We start from the raw sequence: 26,457 nt of genomic DNA, 5'->3' as shown, positions 1-26,457 counted from the left end.
TGGATGCATTCAGAACGTGTAGCCGGTATCGACGGCGCGGCCTTCGAGTTCGTCGAGCAGCTTTGCGAACGGCGCGAGCGGGCGGTAGCGTTCCGACACCTTGCGCGCATAGCCGATGAAGCGCGGCAGGTCGGCCATGTAATGCGGCTTGCCGTCACGATAGTGGATGCGACAGAAGAGGCCGAGCACCTTGATGTGCCGTTGCAGTCCCATCCATTCCAGCTGCCGGAAGAATTCGCCAAAATCAGGATCGACCGGCAAGCCCGCCTTTTTCGCACGTTCCCAGTAGTACACGAAGCAGTCGAGTTCGAACTCCTCGTCCCAGCTGAGGAAGGCGTCGCGCAGCAAGGACGCGACGTCGTACGTGATCGGCCCGTACACGGCATCCTGGAAATCGAGCACGCCGGGGTTCGGATTCGCGATCATCAGGTTGCGCGGCATGAAATCGCGCAGCATGAACACCTGCGGTTGAGCACGCGCGCTCGCCACCAGCAGCGCAAAGGTGCGGTCGAGCACGCCGCGGGTTTTTTCACCGACGGTCTGATTGAGATGGCGCTCGATGAACCATTCGGGCATCAACTCCATTTCGCGGCGCAGGAACGCTTCGTCGAACGGCGGCAGCACGTCTACCTGCGAGGCGAGCTGCCAGCGGATCAGCGCGTCGAGCGCGTCGCGCATCAGGGTGCGCGGCGTGTGACCGGCGGCGCCTTCGGCTTTCTCTTCGCTCTCGGCGTCAGTCAGCGCCCGCAGATACGACGCCGTGCCCAGATCGGTGACGAGCATGAAGCCCGCGTCGAAATCGACCTCCAGCACGCGCGGCACGTGGACGCCCGCTTTCTCCAGCAACTGCGCGACCTGCGCGAACTCGCGGCACTTTTCGGGCGGCGGCGCATCGACCGCAATCAGCGACGCGCCGTGCCCGCCGCTGGCAGCCAGCCGGAAATAGCGCCGGAAGCTCGCATCCGACGAAGCCGGCGCGAGCGTGGCCAGTTCGAGGCCGTAACGGTCGGCGTGGGGGCGAAGCCAGGCGGTGAGCAGATCCAGACGATCGTCAGGGGTTCGGGGGGCGGCGGAAGCGGCTGAAGGCGTGGAGAGGGTCATGAAAACCAGAGGCAAATTCTGAGGGGCAACGTCTTGCCATATAATACCCCACGACTTTTTTGACGCGACTTGCGCCAGCTTTCGCCCATCCCGTTTGACCGCCCGCGTTATCGATCGACAGATTGTGCTTATTTGTCTGCACTCTGGCTGACATGGCCCGATTGCGCTGGCGGCGGACGGTGACTGCGTAGGCTGGCGGCGGGTCGATTCGCCAAACGATACATGCCGCCCAGACAGCTTTTCCAAACGACACCTTCTTGTGACGGCGTACCGCGCAAAAGGCGGCTCGTCGCGGCGTTGATCGCCGTGCCGGGCCTGATGCCCGCGCTGACGCACGCCCAGCTGGTCGGCGACGCTGCGCAGGCGCAGCCTGTCGACGCGCCCTGGGGCCTGCGGCTGGCCCCGCAACTCGAAGAGCACCCGGTCGCGAGCGGCCAGCGTCCCGCCACGTTCGTGCTCGGCGACACCACCACAGGCACGGGCGGCCAGGACATGGCCGCGAAAGGCTCGGCCGAAGTGCGGCGCTACACGTCGGTCATCAAGGCCGACGCACTGCACTACGACGAAGACACCGATATAGCCGACGCTTACGGCTCGGTGCACGTCATCAACAATGGCATTTCGTTCGCCGGCCCCGAGGCGCACATGCGCGTCGAGGCGAGCGAAGGCTACATGCCCGTGCCGAAGTACCGCTTCAACATCACGGGCGGCTCGGGCAGCGCCGAACGCGTCGACATGCTCGACAACGAGCGCTCCGTGTTCACGCACGGCACCTACACGGCGTGCCAGTGCGAGACGGACCCTGCGTGGTACATCAAGGGCACCGAATTCAATTTCGACACCGGCGCGGATGAAGGCGTCGCGCATAACGGTGTGCTGTTTTTCCAGGGCGTGCCGATCTTCGCGAGCCCGTGGCTGTCGTTCCCGCTGTCGGGCGAGCGGCGCAGCGGTTTTCTGCCGCCGGTCGCATCGCTCAGTTCGAACAACGGTTACGAGCTGTCGGTTCCGTATTACTTCAACATCGCCCCGGATCGCGACCTGACGCTGACACCGCGGATCATCTCGAAGCGCGGCGTGCAGACCCAGGCGACGTTCCGCTACCTGTCGCCGACCTATTCCGGCACGATCACCGGCGAATTCCTGCCGCACGACGCGATCACGAAGACCGACCGCTACGCGATCTACCTGCAGCACAACCAGAACTTCGGCAACGGGTTCGGCGGTTACATCTACTACAACAAGGTTTCGGACAATACCTATCCCGAAGACCTTTCGTCGTCGACCAGCCAGTTCCTGAACGGCACGCAGCTGCTGTACCAGCAGGAAGCCGGGTTGACGTACAACAACGGCCCGTGGTCTGTGCTCGCACGCGAGCAGCACTGGCAGACGCTCGAGCCTTCGACGCCGCCGTACTCGCGCGAGCCGCAGTTGAACGTCAAGTACACGAAGTACAACGTCGACGGCTTCGACTTCGGCGCGGAAGCGGACTACACGCGCTTCAAGATCGCGCAGGACAATACGACCGAAGGTCAACGGGTGATGTTCAACCCGTACCTGTCGTATTCGGTGGTCGGGCCCGGCTACTTCGTCACGCCGAAGGTGCAGTTGCACTTCGCCTCGTACGATCTCAACAATATTGCGAGCACAGCACCAGCAGGGCAGCCGAAGAATTTCACCGAATCGATCCCGACCTTCAGTTTCGATACCGGGCTGATCTTCGACCGTTCGGTGCGGCTCTTCGGCCAGGATTACATCCAGACGCTGGAACCGCGGCTGTACTACGTCTACACGCCGTATAAGAACCAGAACTTCGCGCCGCTCTTCGATACCGCCGATTCCGACTTCGGTCTCGCGGAAATCTTCACGCCGAACACGTTCGTCGGTGGCGACCGGATCGCCGATGCGAACCGGATCACGGCAGCACTCACGACGCGCTTCATCAATCCGGCCACCGGCGACGAACGCGCGCGTTTCGTGATCGCGCAGCAGTATTACTTCCAGGACCAGCGTGTCACGCTGCAACCTGGACAGTCGACCGCGCAGGCAACGCATTCGGACCTGATCGCGGGCGCGTCGCTGAAGCTGGGGGCCGGTTTCGCGTCGGAAACTGCCTTCCAATATAATGCCGACAACAATCAGCTGACCAAAACCAGCGTCGGTTTCGGTTTCAGTCCGGAATCGGGCAAGGTGATCAACGTCGCGTACCGCTACACGCGCGCGAACACCACGCTCGACAACCAGCCGATCAACCAGGTGCTGGTCTCGGGGCAATGGCCGCTGACGCATCGTGTTTACAGCGTCGCGCGGGTGAACTACGACGTGGTTGGGCATCGACTGGTCGACGGCCTGCTCGGCCTGCAATACGATGCCGACTGCTGGACGCTCGGCATGGGTATCCAGCGCTATGCGAACGGTCTGAATACAGCGGGGCAACACACGACGAGTACGAAGTTCCTCGCGCAGCTGACATTGAAGGGGCTGTCGAACGTCGACAACGGGCTGGTCTCGGCGTTCCGCAACAGCGTGCCGGGTTACACGCCGCTGCCGACGAGTACGCCGCCTCAGGCGCGTTTCACGAACTACGAATGACCGTCGCCCGATCATTTATAAAATGCGAAAAAGCGGGCGGGGCGCGCCCGACATCACTGGAGTATCTGTGGCAATCATGAAAAAGCTTCGCCTCGCAACGCTCGCAGCGGGAATCGCCGCCGCGGCGTCCTTTCTGCCGGTTTCGTCCGTACAGGCACAGGCTCTCGGCAACAGCAACGGCCAGACGGTCGACACGATCGCTGCCGTGGTGAACAACGGGGTCATCACAAAACGCGAACTCGATCAGCGCGTCGGCCTGATCTCACGGCGTCTTACGCAGCAGAACGCGCCGATACCGCCGGCCGACCAGCTGCGGGCGCAGGTGCTGAACCAGATGGTGCTCGAACGCATCCAGCTGCAACGCGCGAAGGAAGATGGCATCGTCGTCGACGACGCCACTGTGCAGCGCACACTGGAGCGTCTCGCGCAGTCGAACGGCATGACGCTCGACGTCTACCATGCGCGGATCGAGGCACAGGGCGTGCCCTGGCCGGTATTCACGAACGACGCGCGTACCGAACTGACGCTGTCGAAGCTGCGTGAGAAGGAAGTGGACAGCAAGGTCATCGTGTCCGACGGCGAAGTCGCGAATTACATCGCCAGCCAGCGCGGACCGAACCCCGGCCAGACGAGCGATCTGCACTTCGAACACATTCTGTTGAAGGCCGCGCAAAACGCGCCGCAGACCGAGATCGAGGCCGCGCAACAACGCGCACAGGCACTCCTGCAGGAAGCAACGGGCGGCGCGAATTTCGGAAAGCTCGCGAAGGCGAATTCGCAGGCACCCGATGCGGCAAAGGGCGGCGACATGGGCTTCCTGTCGCAATCGAAGTTGCCGCCTGAGTTCGTCACGGCAGCGTCGACGCTGCGTCCGGGCGAGGTGAACCCGTCGGTGATCCGCACGGCCGACGGATTCGAAATCGTGCGTCTCGTCGAGCGTCGCAGCGGCCAGGGCGCGGCTTCCGCCGATGCGTCGAAGCTCACGCAGACACATGTGCGCCACATCCTGCTGCGTATCGGCGACGGCATGTCGGAGCCGGCCGCGCGCCAGAAGCTGCTTGAGATCAAGCGTGAAATCCAGTCGGGCCAGGGCGATTTCGACAAGTTCGCGCGCACGTATTCGCAGGACGGCTCGTCGTCGCAGGGCGGCGATCTCGGCTGGATCAGCCCGGGCGAAACGGTGCCGGAATTCGAACGCGCGATGAACTCGCTGCAGGACGGTCAGATCAGCGATCCGGTGCGCAGCGAATACGGCTATCACCTGATCCAGGTGCTGGGCCGTCGCGAAGCAGAAGGGTCAGTTTCGCAGCAGATGGATCTGGCGCGTCAGGCGATCGGCCAGCGCAAGGCCGAGCAGGCCTATGCCGACTGGCTGCGTGAACTGCGCGACACCGCGTACATCGATTACAAGATCGATCAGCCGAGCCTTCAATAATCGCCATGAGCCCCTCCGCCCAGCCGAAAGGCGTCCCGCTGCAGATTGCCATCACGACCGGCGAACCCGCCGGCGTCGGTCCGGAACTGACAGCGCAGGCGCTCGCGGCTGCGGCAGCGCACTGGCCCGACGCGCAGTTCACCGTCCTGGGCGATGCGGACCTGCTGGCGCAGCGGGCGAAAGTAGTGGGCGTCGACTGGGCTGCGCTTTCTGGTGAGCGTGCGGGCGGACGCGTCCGCATGCAGCACGTGCCGCTTGGCGTGCCGTCGAAGGCCGGAAAGCTCGACCCCGCGAATGGGCGTTACGTGCTGACGCTGCTCGACCTCGCGATCGACGGCGCGGTTGCGCACACCTTCGACGCGATCGTCACCGCGCCGCTGCAAAAGAGCACGATCAACGACGCCGGCGTTCCCTTCACCGGCCATACCGAATATCTGGCTGAGCGCACGCAGACGCCACGCGTCGTCATGATGCTTGCGGGCACCGGCCCGCGGCCGCTGCGCGTCGCGCTGGCCACCACGCATCTGCCGCTGAAGGATGTGTCGGCGGCGCTGACAGTCGACGGTATCGTCGATACGCTTCGCATCGTCGATCACGATCTGCGTCATCACTTCGGCATTCCTGCACCGCGTATTCTCGTCACCGGCCTCAATCCGCATGCCGGTGAAAACGGTTATCTGGGCCGCGAGGAAATCGATGTGATCGCGCCTGCCTTGACGCTCGCGAACAGCAAGGGCATCGATGCACGCGGCCCCTATCCGGCCGACACGCTGTTCCAGCCGCGCTATCTGAAAGATGCCGATTGCGTCCTCGCGATGTTCCACGATCAGGGCCTGCCGGTCCTGAAATATGCGACCTTCGGCGAAGGCATCAACATCACGCTCGGCCTGCCGATCGTCCGTACTTCTGTCGATCATGGCACCGCGCTCGATCTCGCCGGCACCGGCCGCGCGGACGCGGGCAGCCTGATCGCCGCTATCGATACCGCCGTTTCGATGGCGCGCCATCGTCGCGCGGCCTGACCTCTTTTCTACTGTTTTTCCGATGTCCAACAGCCCAGGCAGCAGACAGCATCAGGGCCATTTCGCCCGCAAGCGGTTCGGACAGAATTTTCTGGTCGACATGGGTGTGATCGACTCGATCGTCGACGTGATCGCGCCGAAACGCGGCGAACGCATGGTGGAGATCGGGCCTGGCCTCGGCGCGCTCACCGGTCCGCTGATCGAGCGCCTTTCGACGCCCGACGCGCCGTTGCACGCGGTCGAACTGGATCGCGATCTGATCGCGCGTCTCACGAAGCAGTTCGGCGATCTGCTCGAACTGCACGCGGGCGATGCGCTCGCGTTCGACTTCGGTTCGCTGGCCGCGCCGGGCGACACACCGTCGCTGCGGATCGTCGGCAATCTGCCGTACAACATTTCGAGTCCGCTGCTGTTTCACCTGACGACGTTCGCACCGGTCGTGATCGACCAGCATTTCATGCTGCAGGATGAGGTAGTCGAGCGGATGGTCGCGGAGCCGGGCAGCAAGGCGTTCGGCCGGCTCTCCGTGATGCTGCAGTATCGTTACGTGATCGACAAGCTGCTCGATGTACCGCCCGAGTCGTTCCAGCCGCCGCCGAAGGTGAATTCGGCAATCGTGCGGATGATTCCCTACGCGCCGCATGAATTGCCGGATGTCGACGTGCGCACGCTTGGCGAAGTGGTCACCGCCGCGTTTTCGCAGCGCCGCAAGATGCTGCGCAATACGCTCTCCGCGTATCGCTATGTAATCGATTTCGACGCGCTCGGCTTCGATCTGCAGCGCCGCGCGGAAGATGTGCCAGTCGAGGAGTACGTGCGCGTTGCGCAGACGGTGTCGGCGTCGCCGTCACGCCAGTCGGGCGGCGTGGAACCTGTTTGATCGTTCGTGTCGGGTATTACGCGACGCGCCGGCGTGCTGGCGCATTCACCAGCGCGATGCCGACGAGCACTAGCGCGGCCGCCATCAGAAACCGCAGGCTGAACGATTCGCCGAGCAGCAGCACGCCGAACGTCACGCCGAAGAGCGGCGTCAGAAACGAAAATACGGAAAGTTGCGACGCCATATAGCGCGTCAGCAGCCAGAACCAGATCAGATAGCTGACGAACGCGACCACCACGGCCTGGTACGCGAGACTCGCGACCACGAGCGGCGTGACCGTTTCCACATGCACCTGCCCGAGCGGCACGGACAGCGCGAGCAACACCACCGCCGATACCGCCAGCTGATAGAACAGCGTTTTGCTCGCGCTCGTATGCGCGAGTTTTGTTGCGCGTACAACGACCGTCGTTGCGGCCCACACGATGCCGCCAGTCACGCCTAACGCATCGCCCGCCACGCCCGCCAGCATCGACGCATGATTCGCCGGTCCGCCGCGCGCGAAACCGTCCGCAAACGCGAGCGCCATGCCGGCAAATGCGGTGATGATGCCGATCCACTGGATGCGCCGCATGCGTTCGCCATCGGCGAACCAGTGCAGTCCGAGCGCCGTAAAGCACGGTGCCGTGTACAGAAACACAGCCATGCGCGACGCGCTCGTCAGCGTCAAGCCGAGGAAGATGCAGACGAACTCACCGGCGAACAGCATGCCTGCCAGCAGTCCAGCGCTGAGCGTGCCGTCGTCGCGAAAGAGCGGCGTGCCGCGCATGCGCGCCCAGCCGCACACGAGCACCGCGGCAATCGCCGAGCGCAGTCCCGCTTGAAAGACCGGTGCAAGTGCAACATTCGCGCTCTTGATGGCGACCTGCTGCATGCCCCAGATCGCGCACAGCGCGACCATCAGCAGGATGGCGAAGGTATCGGGTGGACGCCGGACCGCAACGGCACCGGTGCTCATCGGCTCACCGCCGTCATGCGCGCCGTCGTGCATGCCGTCGTGCAAAAACGCAGGATCATTGTCTTTTTCAGGTGAAAGCAGGCCATACCATATCAAAAGCCGTGTGTCACCGATGCGATGACCCCACTGCGCACATGTGCTTCCATTTCGCCACGCCCTGAAAGTGCGTTCTGGCCGCAGTTTGCGCTCTGGGGTACATTCGTCCGACGTTCCACGGACCTCCCGCTTGCGGGAGTGACCGTCATGCAAGGTTCGCAATCCTGCGCTGTCAGGGAGACCGTATGACGAAGTTGAGCAAGTGGCGTTTTGCATTGATTCCAGCGGCGCTCGCGTGCCAGATGGCGCACGCGCAATCCAGCGTCACCCTCTATGGAATCGTCGACGGCAGCATCCGCTATTTGACGAACGTCGACAAGGCCGGCGATTCGAAAGTCGTGATGGGCAACGGTGGCATGAGCGAAAGCCGCTGGGGGCTGAAGGGCGTAGAAGATCTGGGCGGCGGCTGGTCCACGTTCTTCAAGCTCGAAAACCGCTTCTACCTGAACAGCGGCCAGAACGATCCGACGTTGCCGTTCTTCAATGAGGCGAATGTCGGCATCCGGTCGACGTCATATGGACAGGTCGTCATTGGGCGGCAGTTCAACGTGATGATCGAAGGCATCACGATTGGCGGTTACGGCAGTAATCCGTGGATTCCGTACGACTTCAGTTTCCAGCCGGAAGTGACGCTTTCCGGTGGGATCTGGACCAGCAATCAGGTCCAGTACCAGGCGCATTTTCACGATGTCATGTTCTCGGCGGCTTACGCGTTCGGCGGCGTCGCGGGTCACACGTCGTATGGCAGCCAGTACGGCGCGGCGATGGCGTGGGCGCCGAAGGGCGGTCCGGTCAACATCGGCGGCGCGTATGAGGAGTCGAAAGATTCGGTCAACGGGTCGGGTTCGCTGGCGTGGACCGTCGGCGGTTCGTACACGTGGGACAAGACGCGTTTCGCCGCAGGTTATATCGTCAACCAGAATGACGCCGGATTTTCGAACTTCGCGAACGGGCCGTTCACGGCGCCCGCGCTCGCCGCGCTCAAGTACACGGATTTTTCGAGGCGTCGCATGATCATGGGCGGCATCACGCAGCAGCTTGGCGCCACGTGGCATCTGGCCGCCAACGTCTGGCGCACGCTACAGGACGGCAAGACGGCGGCGCAGGACGGCTCGGCGTGGCAATACCAGCTGGTCGCCGACTACGCGCTGTCAAAACGCACCGACGTCTACCTGGAGGGCGACTACGCGCAGTATCACGGCGATCTGATCGGCGCGCAGTTGCAGGGCGTGAATGGGATCGGGCTCGCGCAGAAGAGTACGCAGCTTGGCATCATGGCTGGCTTGCGGCATTTGTTCTGAGGCTATTGGGTCGCCTGCAGTTTCCCGCGCGAGCGCTGCGGGTCGAGCAGCGCGAAACCCGCGACACCGGTCAAAACCAGCAGTGCACCGGTGATCGCGAAGCCGGTTTCATAGCCATGGTGATCGCTGGCAACGCCGAGCAGCTTGCCCATCGCTACTGGCCCGATCAGGCCTGCCGTCGTCACGATCGCATTCGTGATCGCCAGCAGCGCGCCGCGTTGCGCGCCCGGCGCGATTTCCGCGATGAGCAGCGGTCCAAACGTGAAGACCTGACTCGCCAGTGCGAACGCGACCGCCAGCAGACCGACTTTCACGAGAGCAGGTGCGTCCGAATGCAGCATGCAGTAAGCGATGCCGCTGACGACACACGCCACGCTGATCAGCGTGCCCCGCGCGCGGCGCGACGGCACGCCGCGCTTCAGAAGACGATGTGAAAACACGGCGAGCGCGATACCGATGGGAATCTGCGTCGCGACCTGCAAACCGAACAGGTTGCCCGTCTGCGTGGCGCTGAAGCCAAGCCCGACGCGGAAATACGCCGGCACCCACGTGAGCCCGATTGCGATCACTGCATATCCGACGAAGCATTGCAGCAGCACGCCGATCACGGTGCGATCGGCGAGCAGCCGTCGGTAGCTGACGCGCGTCTGCGAACCGGTTGCGATCCGCAATGCAGGCACGCGGTTGTGCGGCATGCCGCTCGCATTGCCGTTACCTTTGCCGGCATTGCCCGTCTTGCCGACACACAGCCAGAGCAGCGTCCACAGCACGCCGACGACGCCGAGCGCGAGAAACGCCGCGTGCCAGTCCCAGCGCACGGTGACCCAGGTGAGCAGCGGGCCGGCAATGACGACGCCCGCAGTTGCGCCTTGCTGGACGAACGTCGTCGGCAGGCTGCGCTCGTGATCGTCGAACCATGTGTAGGCGACGTGCAGCGCGAGCGCCGCAGCGGGACCTTCACCGGCGCCGAGCAGCACGCGACACGCGATCAGCGTCGCGAAGCCTGCTGGCCACGCGAGCGGCAACTGCGCGACGGCCCACGTCAGCGCGAGCCCGGCGAGCAGCCATTTGACGTCGATGCGATCGGCGATGAGGCCAAAGCCGATTCCCGACAGCGAAAACAGCAGGAAAAACGCGCTGCCCACCAGCCCGAACTGCGCGTGCGTCAATTGCATGTCACGCATCATCGGCACCGCGACGAGACCGAGCACGGCCTTGTCGGCGAAGTTGATCAGCATGAAGAGAAACAGCGACGCGACGATCACCCAGCGACGGTTTCCCGTCGTCGTGACGGGTGCCGCGTCTGCGACGCCAAACCCCGAACCTTGCGCTTCACTCATGGGCGACTCCTTGCGATTTGCGCTGCGATGCCGGATGCAACAGGACACGGCGTGCATTGTGCGCTGTGAGTCGCGGGGAGTGGCAGAGGGCGTCGTCGTGCGGTCGGCGAGGGTTTATGCGCGTTGGCTCAGCCACGCACAATGCGGTATATGAAGTGGGCAAAACCTGTCTCCTGTGTAGCGCCGCTGGCCGGTATCCGGGTCAGGGTCGCCGTGTTTTCGCCCATTTGAGGTGGTATAACGAAATAAATCAAGTGCAATCTCTTTATAAGGACGTTGCAGAACATGCATGGGATCAGTTCCCGCCGCCTCACGCATCTCGTTGCGCTGGCCGAGGAAGGTAGCTTCGCGCGTGCCGCAGAGCGCGTCCACCTGAGCCAGCCGGCGTTGAGCCTGCAAGCCGATCCCCAGACCCCGTACTTCCCTGAGCTTGCCCCGCGCGCCGTTGACAAAGTCCATCCGATCGCGGACGATCCGGAATCCAGATTCCGGTTTTGATGTTCGTCGGCATTGTGCCGCGGACCCCCGCGAAACACCGTAAGACCACCTTTTGCACGCATGTCCACCGCTCAACGACGCCCCCGCGAACCGCTCCAGACAACCAGCGCTCCGCTTCAGACCCGCAGTCAGCTCGGCTTCGCGAAGATGCTGCAGGCCGGCCGCGAACTGATCGAGGAGTGCGGCAATCTGGACGACCTGTCGATCACCGATATCGTCGAGCGTGCGGGCACGTCGATTGGTGCGTTTTACCGGCGCTTCGACAACAAGGACACGTTCTTCGACGTCGTGCAGGACGGCGTGATCGCCGGAGGGCTCGACAAGGTGCGCGAGGTCATGGTGTCCGAAGCGGCATGGGAGTCGAACGATGCCGGCGCCATCGCCGATGCCATGGTTCTGGTGTACGTGCGCGCGTTTCGCCGCAATCGCGGGCTGTATCACGCGTCGTTGCTGCGCGCTTCGCAGCGCAAGTCGACGTGGGATGCGATCAGGCACGGCAATCAGGAAGTCCAGACACTGATCGTGCCGAAGCTGGTCGATGCGCTCGTACTCGCGAATGAGCGGAACGCGCAGAAAGTTGACCGCGCCGCGCTCGAATTCGAAGTGCTCGCCGCCTTGCAGCTGATGCTCGGCATGCTGGTGAACAGCGTGCTGAACGATCCGGGGCCGCTGTCGCTGACCAGCCGCCGGCTTGCGCCTTACCTTCAAAAGCAGTTTCGCCGTTGCCTGGATCTGCCGGCAGCTGGCTGATTTTTTTAAATAGAAAACGGAATAGAAATTCCGGTTTTGTTTGTCACGACGTATGCCGGCGCTCGCCACGCGCCAGGCCGCGCGCGACGCGCCCCAAAAAAGGAGGAGACATGGAAAAAATCTGGCTGAAGTCATACCCGCCCGGCGTGCCCGCGGAGATCGATACCACGCCGCACGGTTCGCTTGCTGATCTGCTCGAAGCGAGTTTTCTCACCTTCGCGACACGGCGCGCGTTCGTGTGCATGGGCCGGGAATTGACTTACGCGGATCTGGACAACCGGTCGCGCGCGCTCGCCGCGTGGTTCCAGTCGCAAGGGCTCGAACGTGGCGCGCGCATCGCGGTGATGCTGCCGAACCTGCTGCACTATCCGGTGACGCTGGCCGCGATCCTGCGTGCGGGCTATGTCGTCGTGAATGTGAATCCGTTGTACATGTCGCGTGAACTGGAACATCAGTTGAACGACAGCGGCGCGGAAGCGCTCGTGCTGCTGGACGCTTTCCTGCCGACGCTGCATGCAGTCGAGCGCAATACGCAGGTGCGTCATGTGGTTGTCGCCTCGGTTGCCGGTCACGCCGGTACGCTTCCACCTTCGCATGTGTCATTCGAGCGGGCGCTTCAGCAAGGCGCGGACGCCCCCTTCACGCGCGTCGCGATTTCACCGGACGATGTCGCCGTGTTGCAATACACGGGCGGAACAACCGGCGTGTCGAAAGGCGCGACGCTACTGCATCGCAATCTGATCGCGAACGTGCTGCAATCGGAAGCGTGGCGTGAAGCTGCCTGCCGTGGCCGCGACGATATCGAGCAATACGTCACGGTCGTCGCGCTGCCGCTGTATCACGTCTTCGGGCTGACCGTCTGCGGGTTGCTGTCGATGCGCACCGGAGGCCTCGGCATCCTGATCCCGAATCCGCGCGATATTCCCGCGATGGTCCGCACGCTGCGCGATTACGCGATCAACGCGTTTCCCGCAGTGAATACGCTCTTCAACGCACTCGTCAACGATCCCGATTTCGCATCACTCGACTTCTCGAAGCTCGTTCAGGCGACGGGCGGTGGCATGGCCGTTCAGCACGCCGTCGCCGCACGCTGGCAAGCGGTGACCGGTGTGCCGATCGTCGAAGGCTACGGTTTGTCGGAGACGTCGCCGTCCGTGAGCAGCAATCCGCCCGGCGCGACGCAATTCAGCGGCTCGATTGGCGTGCCGTTACCGTCGACGGAAATCTCGATCCGCGACGACGAAGGTAACGAAGTGCCGCAAGGTCAGCCCGGCGAAATCTGCATCCGCGGTCCGCAGGTGATGGCCGGCTACTGGAACCGTCCCGAGGAAACGGCGAGCGTGATGACGCCCGACGGCTTCTTCCGTTCGGGCGACATCGGCGTGATGAACGAGCGCGGCTTCGTGAAGCTCGTCGATCGCAAGAAGGACATGATCATTGTGTCGGGCTTCAACGTGTATCCGAACGAGATCGAAGATGTGGTGGCGAAACATCCGGGCGTTTTCGAAGTGGCCGCGCTTGGTGTGCCGGACGCGCATTCCGGTGAAGTCGTAAAGCTTTTCATCGTGAAGAAAGACCCGGCGCTCTCACAGGCGGATATCTTCGCGTTCTGCGCGACGCAGCTCACTGGTTACAAGCGACCGAAGCTGATCGAATTCCGCACGGAACTGCCGAAGAGTGCGGTCGGCAAGATCCTGCGGCGGGTGCTGCGCGACGGCGCCGGCTGAGCGGGGAAACGAGCCGGCGTTCAGCGGCGTCGCGGGTTCCTTGGTACATTTACGTCCTCGACATCAATGCAACTGGGAGTCCACGATGCGCCTGCTACACACCATGCTCCGGGTCGGCAACCTCGACCGTTCGATCGCTTTTTATACCGGACTGCTCGGCATGAAAGTGCTGCGCCGCAATGACTATCCGGAAGGAAAATTCACGCTTGCGTTCGTCGGCTACGAAGACGAGCGCGACGGCACCGTGCTCGAACTCACGCACAACTGGGATACGGAATCGTATGACCTCGGCACGGCGTTCGGCCATCTGGCTGTCGAAGTCGACGACGCTTACGCCGCCTGCGAAAAGATCAAGGCACAGGGCGGCACGGTCGTTCGCGAAGCCGGTCCGATGAAACACGGTACGACGGTGATCGCGTTCGTCACGGACCCGGATGGCTACAAGATCGAATTCATCCAGAAGAAATCGTAACGCGCGTCTGCGCATGCAAGACAAAGCAGAAGGCCCGCTCGGTGAGCGGGCCTTCTGCTTTTTTGCTTATCGATAGATTCGTAAGCGCGTTGCCCGGCGCATCAAAGCGTGGGCAACAATTCGGGCGGATGATGCTTGAGCGTCTGCCGCGCTTCACGAAACTCCGGAAAAATCGATTCGACCGTTTCCCAGAATCGCGGACTGTGATTCATCTCACGCAGATGCGCGAGTTCATGCGCGACGACGTAATCGATGATCGACAGCGGGAAGTGAATGAGCCGCCAGTTGAGACGGATGCGCCCGTCGCTGGAGCAACTGCCCCAGCGCGTCGCCGCCGACGACAATGCGTACGCGCGATAACTCACACCCAGCTTCTCCGCATAGATCGCGAGCCGCTCGCCGAAGATGCGCTTCGCCTCGTTCTGCAGCCAGCCCTGCACGCGATCCTTGATCTGCTGCGGATCGGCGTGCTGTGGCAATGGCAGGAGCAGTGCAGCGTGTCGTGCATCGAACGCGAGCGTGCCACGCGACGCCGCCAGCGTCACGCTGACGGGCTTGCCGAGATACGGCACCTGCGCGCCATCTTTCCAGTCGACGCGCGGCAGCGCGCGCTGCTCGACGCGGTTCTGCCATTCATTGAGCTTCGTGAATATCCAGCGCTGCTTTTCGGTGATGGCCGTTTCGATATCGGCGAGCGTCACCCAGCGCGGCGCGGTGATCGTGAGCCCCGTGCTGTCGATCGCGAAACCGATCGAACGACGCGCCGACCGCTTCAACAGATAGTGCAACGTCTGCGCGCCGAGCGTCAGGCTGCGCAACTTCGTGCCATCGGGCGCGTACAGGGCGCCCGGCTTCTGTGATGGAGGCGAGGTTGGGGGTGACGCGGGAGAGGACGGCATCGGGACAGCCGGCTCGGCGAAGAGCGGCAGATCGAGTTGCCGGCTATCGAGCGCCGCAGCGGGCTGCGGCGTGGGAGACTTCTGCATCGGCTTCGGCTTCGCGCTATACGCCACGTGGTGGCGTGGGGCGCGTCAGATTCGGGCAGCGGTGGGCGTGCTTTCCGCAGCGCTGTACGCAGCAGGATCGATGCGACGCATTTCCGCTTCGATCCACGTTTCGACGCGCGTGTTCACTTCGTCGGGCGTGAGCCCCGTCGTCTCAATCGGCTTGCCGATCGACACCGTGACTATACCCGGATATTTGATGAACGAGTTGCGCGGCCACACACGTCCTGCGTTGTGTGCGATCGGCACGACCGGCGCGCCGGACGCAATCGCGAAGCGCGCGCCACCCGTCTTGTACTTGCCTTTCTTGCCCGTCGGCGTGCGCGTGCCTTCGGGGAACATGATCACCCATGCGCCTTCGGCCATGCGCGCCTTGCCTTGTTTGATCACGGAGTCGAACGCGTACTTGCCTTCCTTGCGATCGATGTGGACCATCTTCAGCAAGCCGAGCGCCCAGCCGAAGAACGGCACGTAGAGCAGTTCACGCTTGAACACGTAGCAGAGCGGGCGCGGCATCAGCGCTGGAAACGCGAGCGTCTCCCACGCCGATTGATGTTTCGGCAGCAGCACCGCGGGACCGTCAGGCAGATTCTCGAAGCCTTCGATGCGGTAGCGGATGCCGTTCAGCCATCGCACGGCATGCAGCGTCGCGCGACACCAGCCGGCCGCCATCCAGTAACGGGTGTCGGCGTGCATGAACGGAAACGCGATAAAGCATGCCGTGGCGTACGGCACCGTGAAAACGACGAAATAGACCAGCAGCAGCAGTGAACGAATAAAGCGCATCGGCGTGTCAATCAGTGAGGGTGATGCGCGCGGGTCGCATCACTCGTGTTCTTCGGAGAGGAAGTCGAGCGCGAACGCGCGCAGGTCCGCATGCACAACCGTGCCTTCGGGCAGGCCGCCGGCGGCGAGCGTTTTCTGGCCTTTGCCGGTCAGCACCAGATGCGGGATGAAACCGAGCGTGGCACCCGCCTGCAGATCGCGCAGCGAATCGCCGACCACCGGTGTCTCCTCCGGATCGATCTCGAAGCGCTCGATGATCATCTTCAGCATGCCCGGCCTCGGCTTGCGGCATTCGCATTGATCTTCCGCCGTGTGCGGGCAGAAAAATACAGCATCGATGCGAGCGCCGACGTTCGCAGCCATCTTGTGCATCTTCAGATGCATCGCGTTCAGCGCGTTCATGTCGAAGAGACCGCGCCCGATGCCGGACTGGTTCGTCGCAATCGCCACGCGATAGCCCGCCTGGTTCAGGCGCGCGATCGCTTCGAGCGCGCCTGGCAGCGCGACCCATTCGTCTGGCGATTTGATGAACGCATCCGAATCGACGTTGATCACGCCATCACGGTCGAGCACCACGATTTTTTTCGCGCTGGTCGGCATGGTGCGGCGCTCAGGCGGCGAGCCGCGAAATGTCGGCGACGCAGTTCATCTGCTGATGCAGTGCGCCGAGCAAGGCCAGACGGTTCGCGCGCAACGCCGGATCTTCGGCGTTGACCATCACGTCATCGAAGAAGGCATCGACAGGTTCACGCAGCGCCGCGAGCGCGGTCAATGCGCCCGTGTAGTTGCGTTCGGCCAGTTGCGTCTGCACGCGCGGTGCGACCTGTTCGAGTTGCGCAAACAACGCCTTTTCCGCCGGTTCGACGAAGAGCGCAGCCTGCACGTCACGCGTTGTCGCGCCTTCGGACTTCTTCAGGATGTTCGAGATCCGCTTGTTCGCCGCCGCGAGCGACGCCGCTTCAGAGAGCGTCGCGAATTCGCGGACTGCATCGAGGCGCGCAATGATGTCATCGAGACGCGTCGGGTTCAGCGCGAGCACCGCGTCGATTTCGCCCGGCGCGTAGCTGCGTTCGCGCAGCAGACCCTTCAGACGGTCCATGCTGAATTCGTAGATCGCATCGGTCGAATCCGCGACATCAGGTACCGACGCGAACTGCGCGTAAGCCGCGCGCAGCAGTTCGACGAGGTCGACCGGCAACTGCTTCTCGACCAGAATCCGCAGCGCGCCCAGCGCGTGACGGCGCAGCGCGAACGGATCTTTCTCGCCGGTCGGCTGCAGGCCGATGCCCCAGATGCCGACGAGCGTTTCGAGCTTGTCCGCGAGCGCGACGATCGTGCCGGTTGTCGTCGAGGGCAATGCGTCGCCCGAGAAACGCGGTTGATAGTGTTCCGAGCACGCGAGCGCGACTTCTTCCGGCTCGCCATCGTGGCGCGCGTAGTACGTGCCCATCGTGCCCTGCAGCTCGGGGAATTCGCCGACCATGTCGGTGATCAGATCCGCCTTCGCAAGACGCGCGGCGCGCCTGGCGAGCGCGACGTCAGCGTTCAGCAGCACGGCGATTGCGCCAGCCAGCGCTTCGACACGTTCGACGCGTTGCAGCGCCGAGCCCAGCTTGTTGTGATATACGACGTTCGCGAGCAGCGGTACACGGTCGGCGAGCGGCTTCTTCTTGTCCTGCGTGAAGAAGAACTTCGCATCGGCAAGACGCGGACGCACGACGCGCTCATTGCCTTCGATGATGTCGCCGGGTGTCTTCGTCTCGATGTTCGACACGATCAGGAAGCGCGAACGCAACTTGCCCGCGGCATCGGTGAGTGCGAAGTATTTCTGGTTCGTCTGCATCGTGAGGATCAGACATTCCTGCGGTACCTGCAGGAATTCGTCCTCGAAATTGCACGCGTACACCACCGGCCATTCGACCAGCGACGTCACTTCATCCAGCAGCGCTTCCGGCATCACGACCTGATCGCCGTTCGCCTGCGCGAGCAGATGCGTGCGGATCGTTTCCTTGCGGTCCGCGAAATTCGGAATCACGCGGCCCTTGTGCATCAGCGTTTCAGCGTACGTGTCGGCGTGCTGGATCTGCACGAAACCTTCCGACAGGAAACGATGGCCGAGCGTCGTCTCGTCGGCGTCGACGCCGAGTGCGCTGACCGGCACGACCTTGTCGCCATGCAGGGCGGTCAGACGATGCGCCGGACGCACGAACTGCACGTTGGTGCCGTCGGGACGCTGATACGTCATGACCTTTGGGATCGGCAGCCTGGCGAGCGTTTCGTCGAGCGCGGCCTGCAGACCTTCGGTGAGCGTGGCGCCAGGCGCTGCATAGCGCAGGAAGAATGCTTCGGCCTTGCCGTCCGGTGCGCGTTCGAGATCGTTCACCGAGAAATCGGGAAAGCCGAGCGCGGCGAGTTTCTTGGCGAGCGGTGCGGTGGGCTGGCCGTCCTTATCGAGCGCGACCGACACCGGCAGCACTTTTTCACGCACATGCTTTTCGGGCGCGACGTCGCGCACGTTCTGGATGACGATCGCGAGACGGCGCGGCGTGGCGTAACGTTCGAACGAAGGTTCACCGTCGACCAGGTCGCGCGCCGCGAGGCGTTGCGCAATGCCTTCAGCGAATGCATCGCCGAGACGCGCGAGCGCTTTCGGCGGCAATTCCTCGGTCAGCAGTTCGACGAGCAGGGTGTGTTGGGGATGAGTCATGTGTTCTTGGTCTCGTCAGTCGGCGTCGATCTTGCGTTCGACTTTGAGCGGCGGCGCCCAGGCGGGCATCGCGGCGTCCTGTGCGTCGGTGGTCAGGCCGGGCACGCCGTGCACCGGATTGCCGAGCATCGGGAAACCGAGCTTTTCGCGCGAATCGTAGTAAGCCTGCGCAACGAGACGCGACAGCGCGCGGATGCGGCCGATATACGCCGCACGTTCCGTCACGGAAATCGCGCCACGCGCGTCGAGCAGGTTGAACGTATGGCCGGCCTTCAGCACGAGTTCGTACGCGGGCAGGGCGATCTGCGCGTCTATCATGCGCTTCGCTTCCGCCTCGTAGCTGTTGAAGAACGTGAACAGCAGATCGACGTTGGCGTACTCGAAGTTGTACGTCGACTGTTCGACTTCGTTCTGGTGATACACGTCGCCATACGTGAGGCGACGCATTTCCGCACCGTTCGGGCCTTGCTCTTCCCACTCGGTCCAGACGAGGTCATACACGTTCTCGACCTTCTGCAGATACATCGCGAGACGTTCGAGCCCGTAGGTGATTTCGCCGAGCACCGGCTTGCAGTCGAGACCGCCGACCTGCTGGAAGTACGTGAACTGCGTGACTTCCATGCCGTTCAGCCAGACTTCCCAGCCGAGACCCCACGCGCCGAGCGTCGGATTTTCCCAGTCGTCCTCGACGAAGCGCACATCGTTCTGCTTCAGGTCGAAGCCGAGTGCTTCGAGCGAGCCGAGGTACAGGTCGAGGATGTTTTCCGGTGCTGGCTTCAGCACGACCTGGTACTGGTAGTAGTGCTGCAGACGGTTCGGGTTCTCGCCATAACGGCCATCTTTCGGACGACGCGACGGCTGGACGTATGCCGCGCGCCACGGCTCAGGGCCGATCGCCCGCAGGAACGTGTGAACGTGGGACGTGCCCGCGCCGACTTCCATGTCGATCGGCTGGAGCAGCGCGCAACCCTGCTTGTCCCAGTAGGACTGCAGCGTCAGGATGATTTGCTGAAACGTGAGCATGAAGTGCCTTTCAGGCAGGACGCGGCCCGCGGCCCGATTGCTGGACGCGAGGACTTGCCTCGCACAGCAGCCGGCCGGTCGCGCGGCCCAAGTGCTAAAACGTTGAATTTTACCGGATTGACGGTGCGTTGAGACTTTCGGCAGTGGTCAGGCGTTGTGTTCGTCGTTTTGATCGCCGTTCTGGTCGCGGCGTATGCGGCTTTTGCCGTTCTCCCGCCCCGGCCCAAACGCAAACCCAAACGCGAGCAACAACAGCGAAACCGCCAGCACCGTGTTGTTCCCGCTCGTCACGTACGGCGTTTCACCGGCCGTGCCCTGCACGGTCGCTTCGAGCGAACCGGCCGTATAGACAGGCAACCGCGCGATCACATTGCCCCGTGCGTCGATTGCAGCCGTGGTGCCGGTATTCGTCGCGCGCAACATCGGGCGGCCGGTTTCCAGCGAGCGCATGCGGGCGATCTGCAGATGCTGGTCCAGTGCGATCGTGTCGCCGAACCACGCGAGATTTGTCGAGTTGACGAGCACGCCGGCGGGCGTGTCGCTTTCTCGCACCGTCCGTGCGATCTCTTCGCCAAAGATGTCTTCGTAGCAGATGTCGAGCGCGATCGCCTGGTTGTGAACCAGGAACGGCTTCTGCACCGGATCGCCACGCGCGAAATCGCCGAGCGGAATGCTCATCAGGTTCACGAACCAGCGAAAACCCCACGGCACGAATTCGCCAAACGGCACGAGATGATGCTTGTCGTAGCGATACACGTCGTGCGAACCCGGCGTGATCCCGAAGAGACTGTTCGTATAGTCGACGACCTGACCTTCCGGCGTCACCGTGCCGCCGACCGCGCCGAATACGATCGACGAATTCGTCGTGTCGGCGAACTGGCGCACGGCGCTCGCGAACGGTTGCGGAACCTGCTGTGCGAGCACTGGAATCGCCGTTTCCGGCGTGACGATCAGATCTGCGGGCTTCGCGGTGATCATCTGCTGGAATTCGTTGATCGCGGCCATCACGCCCGATTCCTCGAACTTCATTTCCTGCTTCACGTTGCCTTGCAGCAGACGCACGGAAAGCGCCGCGCCGGACGGCACCGTCCATTGCACCAGCGGCAGCAGCATGCCGGCCGCGAGCAGCGCGATAGCGACGATAGCAGGCGTGAGCACGCGCCCGATGCGCCTGTTGCGCGGGCGGCTGGCGTCAACTGTCGCAACCGCTTCGCGAGCGCGCGTCGTCGCCTGCACGATCAGCGCGGCGACGAGCGCCAGCATCCAGCCGACGCCGTACACGCCCGCGACCGGCGCGAATCCGGCAAGCGGCCCGTCGACCTGGGCATAGCCGCTCGCGAGCCACGGAAAGCCGGTGAATATCGTCCCGCGCAGCCATTCGCCGATCGCCCATGCGCTGGCGAACGCGAACGCGCCGTGCCACGTCGGTGAAAACGGTTTGTCGCCGAGCCTGCCGTTACGCGCGTGGCCGGCGCAGAACGACCAGACGCCGGCGGCAAGAGCCGGATATAGCGCGAGGTACAGCGAAAACAGCACGAGCGCCGTGGCCGCCAGCGGCGCCGGCATGCCGCCGTAGAAGTGCATGCTGACGTACAGCCACCACACGCCGGTGACGAAATTGCCGAAGCCGAACGCGCCGGCAGTCAGCGCCGCGCTTTTCCAGCCGGTCGTGCGCGTGAGCCACGCGTAGAAGAACGCGAAGAGCGCGAGTTCGAGCCAGCCGCCATGCGGCGTCGGGGCGAAGGAGAGGGTGTTCGCCGCGCCAGCAACCAGCGCGACGAGGTAGTGCCAGCGCGGCAGCGCGCGCCCGCCCGCTTCTGCGGCGGTGGACGTCACGCCACGGCGCAGACGGGAAGAGATCGGGTCGGCCATCGTTACGCGGTCGGCGGGAAAGGTGAGAGAAAGATCAGGGACGCGTCAGGAAAGATCAGGTCTGGACGTGCTGGGCGTCGCGCTCGCGCTGGCCGGCCATCGGGTCACGACGCACGAGCAGCATGTGAATCTGCCGCGCGTCGCCACGCAGGATCTCGAAGATCAGGTCGTCGATGCGGACTTTTTCGCCGCGATGCGGCACGCGCCCGAAGTGATGCGTCACCAGTCCGCCGATCGTGTCGACTTCCTCGTCGGAATAGTGCGTATTGAACGCTTCGTTGAACTGCGCGATCTCGGTCAGCGCACGCACGCGGAAACGTCCATCCGGCGAGGCGATGATGTTGCCGCTTTCCTCGTCGAAATCGTATTCGTCTTCAATATCGCCGACGATCTGTTCCAGCACGTCTTCGATCGTAATCAGGCCCGCCACACCGCCGTATTCGTCGACGACGATCGCGATGTGATTGCGGTTCACGCGGAAGTCATGCAGCAGCACGTTCAGGCGCTTCGATTCCGGGATGAACACGGCCGGGCGCAGCATGCCGCGCACGTCGAATTCTTCTTCGGCGTAGTAGCGCAGCAGGTCTTTCGCGAGCAGCACGCCGATGACGTTGTCGCGATTGCCGTCGTACACCGGGTAGCGCGAGTGCGCCTTTTCCAGCACGTACGGCATGAATTCTTCAGGTGTTTCCGCGATGTTGACCGCGTCCATCTGTGCACGCGGGATCATGATGTCGCGCGCGCAGAGCTCGGACACCTGGAACACGCCTTCGATCATCGACAGCGAATCGGCGTCGATCAGATTGCGTTCGTGCGCGTCCTGCAGGATTTCGAGGAGTTCGCCGCGGGAGTCGGGCTCGGGCGAGATGAAGTCGGTCAGTCGCTCAAGCAGTGAGCGCTTTTCTGGCGGTTTGTCGGTATGGCGTCGACTGGGATACGTGTCGTTCATGGTGGTGCGCCCGGCAAGACTGGGCGCGTTGTGGCAGAGCGTTAAGGATACACCACGCACATGGCGGCTCCGTGTCCGGCCGCACCTGGCCGGATAGCTAGTCCCGCGGTTCCGGGTGCCTGGGGACAGCATCGCGGAAAGTGCGAGGTGAGGTTTAATCCTAACGCAGAAACCAGGTGGCGGGATGTCTCGTCAAAAATGGACGTGGTTTTGGGTTGACCCAACAAGAATCCAGCTGGGTTCGGGCCGAAAAGTCACCGGCAGCGGGTGAGCAGTGCTTCGAGCGCGCGATCGGGCATCCCGCTTTCGCGCAGCGCCGCGACCGTGCGGCTGACGTAATCGAGCGTCGTGCCATAGCGGCCGCTGGCGCAGCCGAAGACGGTCCTGATCGTGTCGTCGCGCAGCTTGCCGGTGTAACTTGGTACGTCGCGCCGCATCACGAAGGCGAGCGCGTCGACACGGCGGCCGTCTGCGAGCACGCACGGCAGCCACGCCGGCCGGTACGAGCCCATCGCCATTTCGCGTCGCCAGAGCGCTTCGAGATGCGGCATCGCGCCATTAGCAGCGAGCCGGAAAGCGATGCCGATGCACGAACCACCGCGATCGAGCGCGAGGACAAGCCCCGGCTGTTCCGGCGTGCCGCGATTCACGCGCGACCACAGGTACAGCCCCCGGTGATACCCATGCACTTTCGAGCGCATGGCCTCGACCGTCGGCAGACCGGGATTCCAGATCAGCGAGCCGTAACCGAAGAGCCAAAGGTCGCTCCTGCGGTCCCATGAGCGCAGCGCGCATTCCAGCGATTCGGTCCGCTCCTCGTCCGTCAGCAGCCGCGATTCGCCGAGCGCCGGCGGATAGTCCGGGCACGGTGAATGGCTGGTTTCGCTGGGAGTGGGGTAACGGGCGCTCACGGTGAAATTCCGGCGGTGTCAGTAAGGATCGGAGAAGCCGAGTTTAAGGAGGATGTCCGTCTCGATGCCTTCCATTTCCTGCGCTTCCTCTTCGACTTCGTGATCGTAGCCCTGCGCATGCAGCGTACCGTGGACTAAAAGGTGCGCATAGTGCTCCTCCAGCGACTTGCCCTGTTCAGCGGCTTCCTTCTCGACCACCGGACAGCACAGGATCAGATCGCCGGTTACCGGATCGTTTTCCGATTCGGCATACGCGAAGGTGAGCACGTTGGTCGCGTAGTCCTTGCCGCGATACGTGCGGTTCAGCGTGCGGCCTTCTTCGGCGTCGACGAGGCGCACCGTCAGTTCGGCATCCGCGAAGAGCGCGGCCTTGATCCAGGCGGCGACAGTCGCGCGCGGCAGGATCGCCTTGTGCTCAGGAAAGGCTTTCGAAGCCGGAAATTGCAGGTTCAGCGTCAGTTTCGGGGCGCGGCTCATGCGGATGCTTTTTCGTGTCGTCGGTCGGCTAGCACTGGTTTTCGGTCAGCGGGAGTCGGACGGCTTTTCGAGGGCTTTCGCAGAATGCGCGTCGTACGCCTCGACGATGCGCGCGACCAGCGGATGCCGCACCACGTCCACGCTGGTAAAGCGAGTGAGCGCGATGCCGCGCACTTCGGACAGCACCTGCTGCGCCTCGATCAGCCCGCTTTTCGCGCCGCGCGGCAAGTCGACCTGGGTCGTGTCGCCGGTCACCACGGCCTTCGAGCCGAAGCCGATCCGCGTGAGGAACATCTTCATCTGCTCGGGCGTGGTGTTCTGCGCCTCGTCGAGGATGATGAACGCGTGATTCAGCGTGCGGCCGCGCATGTACGCGAGCGGCGCGATTTCGATCATCTGGCGCTCGAACATCTTCGCGGTCTTGTCGAAGCCGAGCAGGTCGTACAGCGCGTCGTAAAGCGGACGCAGATACGGATCGACCTTCTGCGCGAGATCGCCCGGCAGGAAGCCGAGCCGTTCACCGGCTTCGACGGCCGGACGCGTCAGCACGATCCGCTTCACCTGATCGCGCTCCAGCGCATCGACCGCGCATGCTACGGCGAGATACGTCTTGCCCGTACCGGCCGGCCCGACGCCGAACGTCACGTCGTGAGAGACGATCTGCTTCAGATACTCGCGCTGGGCCGGTGTACGGCCGCGCAGATCCGCGCGGCGCGTGTACAGCTTCGGACCGAGTTCTTCGAGGTCTTCGTCGCTGTCATCGGCAGGCTGATCGAACGGGTGATCCGGATTGCCGGGAAAACGCGCGTCCGCGTGGTCCCCGCCGTTCGCGCGGCCGCGTGCCGGATGACGCGCTTCGACCAGCGCAAGCTGGATATCGTCGACCGACAGCGGGTCGCGCGCGTTGTTGTAGAAGTTTTCGAGCGCCGTGAGCGCGATCTTCGCGCCGCGTCCGCGAATCGCGATGCGATGGCCGCGGCGTTGTAGCGTGACGTCGAGCGCCTGCTCGATCTGCCGCAGGTTTTCGTCGAGCGGGCCGCAGAGGTTGGCAAGCCGCGTGTTGTCTTCGCGCGGCGCGGTGAATTCCAGATGCTGCTGAGTGGTCTTCAAGGCGGTGGGTCGATCCTGTCGGTTTCGTTGCGCTTCGGGAAGTTGCTTAATGCGTGGTCGTCGGGACGTCGTCGTGCAGCAGCACGAGTTCGCCGCGCAGTGAGTGCGGATACGCGTGGACGATCTTCACGTCGACCATCTGGCCGATCAACCTCGCGTGCGATTCAACCGGCGCCGGGAAATTCACTACACGGTTGTTCTCGGTGCGGCCCGCGAGTTCGTTCGGGTCCTTGCGCGCCGGGCGCTCGACCAGAATCCGCTCGACCTTGCCGACCATCGCCGCACTGATGCGCGCGACGTTCTCCTCGATGGTCGCCTGCAGATGCTGCAGGCGCCTGAGCTTCACTTCGCGCGGCGTGTCGTCGTGCAGGTTCGCGGCCGGCGTGCCGGGACGCGGGCTGTAGATAAACGAGAAGCTCGTGTCGTATTGCATCTCGTGAATCAGCGTCATCATCTTGTCGAAGTCTTCTTCGGTCTCGCCGGGGAAGCCGACGATCATGTCCGTCGACAGCGACAGGTCCGGACGAATGGCGCGTAGCCTGCGAATCACCGACTTGTATTCGAGCACCGTATAGCCGCGCTTCATCGCCATCAGGATGCGGTCGGAGCCGTGCTGCACCGGCAGATGCAGGTGGCTCACGAGCTTCGGCACCTTTGCGTAGGTATCGATCAGGCGCTGCGTGAATTCCTTCGGATGCGACGTCGTATAGCGAATACGTTCGATGCCCGGAATATCGGCGACGTATTCGATCAGCGTCGCGAAGTCGGCGATTTCCGTTTCGCCCAGCGTAAGCGCGCCGCGATACGCATTCACGTTCTGGCCGAGCAATGTGACTTCGCGCACGCCCTGGTCGGCGAGACCGGCGATTTCGGTCAGCACGTCGTCGAGCGGACGCGACACTTCTTCACCGCGCGTGTACGGCACGACGCAGTAGCTGCAGTACTTGCTGCAGCCTTCCATGATCGACACGAACGCGCTCGGGCCGTCGACGCGCGCCGGCGGCAGATGGTCGAACTTTTCGATTTCCGGGAACGAGATGTCGACCTGCGGACGGCCGCTTTCGCGGCGCTTGTCGATCATCTGCGGCAGGCGGTGCAGCGTCTGCGGGCCAAACACCAGATCGACATACGGCGCACGGGCAACGATCGACGCGCCTTCCTGGCTCGCCACGCAGCCGCCGACGCCGATGATCAGGTTCGGGTTCGCTTCCTTCAGCTCGCGCACGCGGCCGAGGTCGGAGAAGACCTTTTCCTGCGCTTTTTCGCGCACGGAGCAGGTGTTGAAGAGAATGACGTCCGCGTCTTCCGGGGTATCGGTCTTCACGAGGCCTTCAGCCGCGCCGAGTACGTCGACCATCTTGTCGGAGTCGTACTCGTTCATCTGGCAGCCAAAGGTCTTTACATAAACTTTCTTGGTCATCGAATTTCGCCGGTCGCAGTGGTTAACCTGGG

At 63.3% G+C, this 26,457-nt stretch carries 23 protein-coding genes; 9 read left to right on the top strand and 14 right to left on the bottom strand.

Annotation, left to right across the window (positions count from 1 at the left end; all coding sequences use genetic code 11):
• Positions 1–9 precede the first annotated feature (9 nt).
• The gene (locus P3T21_RS04670) at positions 10–1,101 is read right to left on the bottom strand and encodes an aminoglycoside phosphotransferase family protein (protein WP_429254759.1); all 1,092 of its coding nucleotides are present in this window, start codon (positions 1,099–1,101) and stop codon (positions 10–12) included.
• A gap of 222 nt (positions 1,102–1,323) precedes the next feature.
• Between P3T21_RS04670 and P3T21_RS04665 the strand changes: the two genes are divergently transcribed.
• The 4 genes from P3T21_RS04665 (at position 1,324) to rsmA (ending at position 7,027) form a co-directional block, all read left to right on the top strand.
• Complete coding sequence (locus P3T21_RS04665; RefSeq protein WP_429254758.1) at positions 1,324–3,690, top strand: LPS-assembly protein LptD; 2,367 nt, start codon at positions 1,324–1,326, stop codon at positions 3,688–3,690.
• A 67-nt stretch (positions 3,691–3,757) separates the two neighbouring features.
• Complete coding sequence (locus P3T21_RS04660; RefSeq protein ID WP_429254757.1) at positions 3,758–5,125, top strand: peptidylprolyl isomerase; 1,368 nt, start codon at positions 3,758–3,760, stop codon at positions 5,123–5,125.
• A 5-nt stretch (positions 5,126–5,130) separates the two neighbouring features.
• Positions 5,131–6,147 carry a 4-hydroxythreonine-4-phosphate dehydrogenase PdxA gene (gene pdxA, locus P3T21_RS04655; protein ID WP_429254756.1) on the top strand — a complete coding sequence of 339 codons (1,017 nt, stop codon included), beginning with the start codon at positions 5,131–5,133 and terminating at the stop codon, positions 6,145–6,147.
• 22 nt (positions 6,148–6,169) lie between these two features.
• Entirely contained in the window at positions 6,170–7,027 is an 858-nt protein-coding gene (rsmA, locus tag P3T21_RS04650; RefSeq protein WP_429254755.1) for a 16S rRNA (adenine(1518)-N(6)/adenine(1519)-N(6))-dimethyltransferase RsmA, read from the top strand.
• Positions 7,028–7,043: 16 nt separating this feature from the next.
• Here rsmA and P3T21_RS04645 read toward each other — a convergent pair whose 3' ends face one another.
• A complete protein-coding gene (locus tag P3T21_RS04645; protein ID WP_429254754.1) occupies positions 7,044–7,982 on the bottom strand; it encodes a DMT family transporter in 939 nt (312 codons plus the stop codon).
• Between the two features lie 281 nt (positions 7,983–8,263).
• Between P3T21_RS04645 and P3T21_RS04640 the strand changes: the two genes are divergently transcribed.
• A complete protein-coding gene (locus P3T21_RS04640) occupies positions 8,264–9,379 on the top strand; it encodes a porin (RefSeq protein WP_429254753.1) in 1,116 nt (371 codons plus the stop codon).
• A 2-nt stretch (positions 9,380–9,381) separates the two neighbouring features.
• On the opposite strand, the gene P3T21_RS04635 is transcribed toward P3T21_RS04640, so the two are convergent.
• Complete coding sequence (locus tag P3T21_RS04635; RefSeq protein WP_429254752.1) at positions 9,382–10,719, bottom strand: MFS transporter; 1,338 nt, start codon at positions 10,717–10,719, stop codon at positions 9,382–9,384.
• Between the two features lie 285 nt (positions 10,720–11,004).
• Here P3T21_RS04635 and P3T21_RS04630 point away from each other — a divergent pair, with 285 nt between their 5' ends.
• From P3T21_RS04630 to gloA, 4 genes are all read left to right on the top strand, one after another.
• Entirely contained in the window at positions 11,005–11,217 is a 213-nt protein-coding gene (locus tag P3T21_RS04630; RefSeq protein ID WP_429254751.1) for a helix-turn-helix domain-containing protein, read from the top strand.
• Between the two features lie 60 nt (positions 11,218–11,277).
• Complete coding sequence (locus P3T21_RS04625) at positions 11,278–11,967, top strand: TetR/AcrR family transcriptional regulator (RefSeq protein ID WP_429254750.1); 690 nt, start codon at positions 11,278–11,280, stop codon at positions 11,965–11,967.
• A 110-nt stretch (positions 11,968–12,077) separates the two neighbouring features.
• On the top strand, positions 12,078–13,694 hold the full coding sequence (locus P3T21_RS04620) for an AMP-binding protein (protein ID WP_429254749.1): 1,617 nt from the start codon (positions 12,078–12,080) through the stop codon (positions 13,692–13,694).
• Between the two features lie 85 nt (positions 13,695–13,779).
• Positions 13,780–14,166 (top strand): lactoylglutathione lyase, encoded by a 387-nt coding sequence (gene gloA / locus P3T21_RS04615; RefSeq protein ID WP_429254748.1) that lies wholly within the window; start codon positions 13,780–13,782, stop codon positions 14,164–14,166.
• 101 nt (positions 14,167–14,267) lie between these two features.
• Here the strand turns inward: gloA and P3T21_RS04610 are convergent, their stop codons facing one another.
• The 11 genes from P3T21_RS04610 to miaB form a co-directional block, all read right to left on the bottom strand.
• Positions 14,268–15,152 carry a M48 family metallopeptidase gene (locus P3T21_RS04610; RefSeq protein WP_429254747.1) on the bottom strand — a complete coding sequence of 295 codons (885 nt, stop codon included), beginning with the start codon at positions 15,150–15,152 and terminating at the stop codon, positions 14,268–14,270.
• Positions 15,153–15,197: 45 nt separating this feature from the next.
• The gene (locus P3T21_RS04605; RefSeq protein ID WP_429254746.1) at positions 15,198–15,956 is read right to left on the bottom strand and encodes a lysophospholipid acyltransferase family protein; all 759 of its coding nucleotides are present in this window, start codon (positions 15,954–15,956) and stop codon (positions 15,198–15,200) included.
• A 39-nt stretch (positions 15,957–15,995) separates the two neighbouring features.
• Positions 15,996–16,556 (bottom strand): D-glycero-beta-D-manno-heptose 1,7-bisphosphate 7-phosphatase, encoded by a 561-nt coding sequence (gene gmhB / locus P3T21_RS04600; protein WP_429254745.1) that lies wholly within the window; start codon positions 16,554–16,556, stop codon positions 15,996–15,998.
• 10 nt (positions 16,557–16,566) lie between these two features.
• Positions 16,567–18,663, bottom strand: coding sequence for a glycine--tRNA ligase subunit beta (gene glyS / locus P3T21_RS04595; protein ID WP_429254744.1), 2,097 nt, complete (start codon positions 18,661–18,663; stop codon positions 16,567–16,569).
• Between the two features lie 15 nt (positions 18,664–18,678).
• The gene (gene glyQ / locus P3T21_RS04590; protein WP_429254743.1) at positions 18,679–19,686 is read right to left on the bottom strand and encodes a glycine--tRNA ligase subunit alpha; all 1,008 of its coding nucleotides are present in this window, start codon (positions 19,684–19,686) and stop codon (positions 18,679–18,681) included.
• A gap of 147 nt (positions 19,687–19,833) precedes the next feature.
• Complete coding sequence (gene lnt / locus P3T21_RS04585) at positions 19,834–21,558, bottom strand: apolipoprotein N-acyltransferase (protein WP_429254742.1); 1,725 nt, start codon at positions 21,556–21,558, stop codon at positions 19,834–19,836.
• A 55-nt stretch (positions 21,559–21,613) separates the two neighbouring features.
• Positions 21,614–22,507, bottom strand: coding sequence for an HlyC/CorC family transporter (locus P3T21_RS04580; RefSeq protein WP_429254741.1), 894 nt, complete (start codon positions 22,505–22,507; stop codon positions 21,614–21,616).
• A gap of 254 nt (positions 22,508–22,761) precedes the next feature.
• Entirely contained in the window at positions 22,762–23,418 is a 657-nt protein-coding gene (locus tag P3T21_RS04575; protein ID WP_429254740.1) for a gamma-glutamylcyclotransferase, read from the bottom strand.
• A gap of 18 nt (positions 23,419–23,436) precedes the next feature.
• Positions 23,437–23,895: an rRNA maturation RNase YbeY gene (gene ybeY, locus P3T21_RS04570; RefSeq protein WP_429254739.1), complete on the bottom strand. Its 459-nt coding sequence runs from the start codon at positions 23,893–23,895 to the stop codon at positions 23,437–23,439.
• A 45-nt stretch (positions 23,896–23,940) separates the two neighbouring features.
• Positions 23,941–25,005 carry a PhoH family protein gene (locus P3T21_RS04565; protein WP_429254738.1) on the bottom strand — a complete coding sequence of 355 codons (1,065 nt, stop codon included), beginning with the start codon at positions 25,003–25,005 and terminating at the stop codon, positions 23,941–23,943.
• 46 nt (positions 25,006–25,051) lie between these two features.
• Positions 25,052–26,425 (bottom strand): tRNA (N6-isopentenyl adenosine(37)-C2)-methylthiotransferase MiaB, encoded by a 1,374-nt coding sequence (gene miaB / locus P3T21_RS04560; protein ID WP_429254737.1) that lies wholly within the window; start codon positions 26,423–26,425, stop codon positions 25,052–25,054.
• Positions 26,426–26,457: the final 32 nt, after the last annotated feature.

Source organism: Paraburkholderia sp. GAS334 (assembly GCF_050436625.1).
GTDB lineage: Bacteria > Pseudomonadota > Gammaproteobacteria > Burkholderiales > Burkholderiaceae > Paraburkholderia.
Note: the sequence above shows the minus strand (reverse complement) of the source record. Positions and strands in the feature narration are given on the sequence as shown.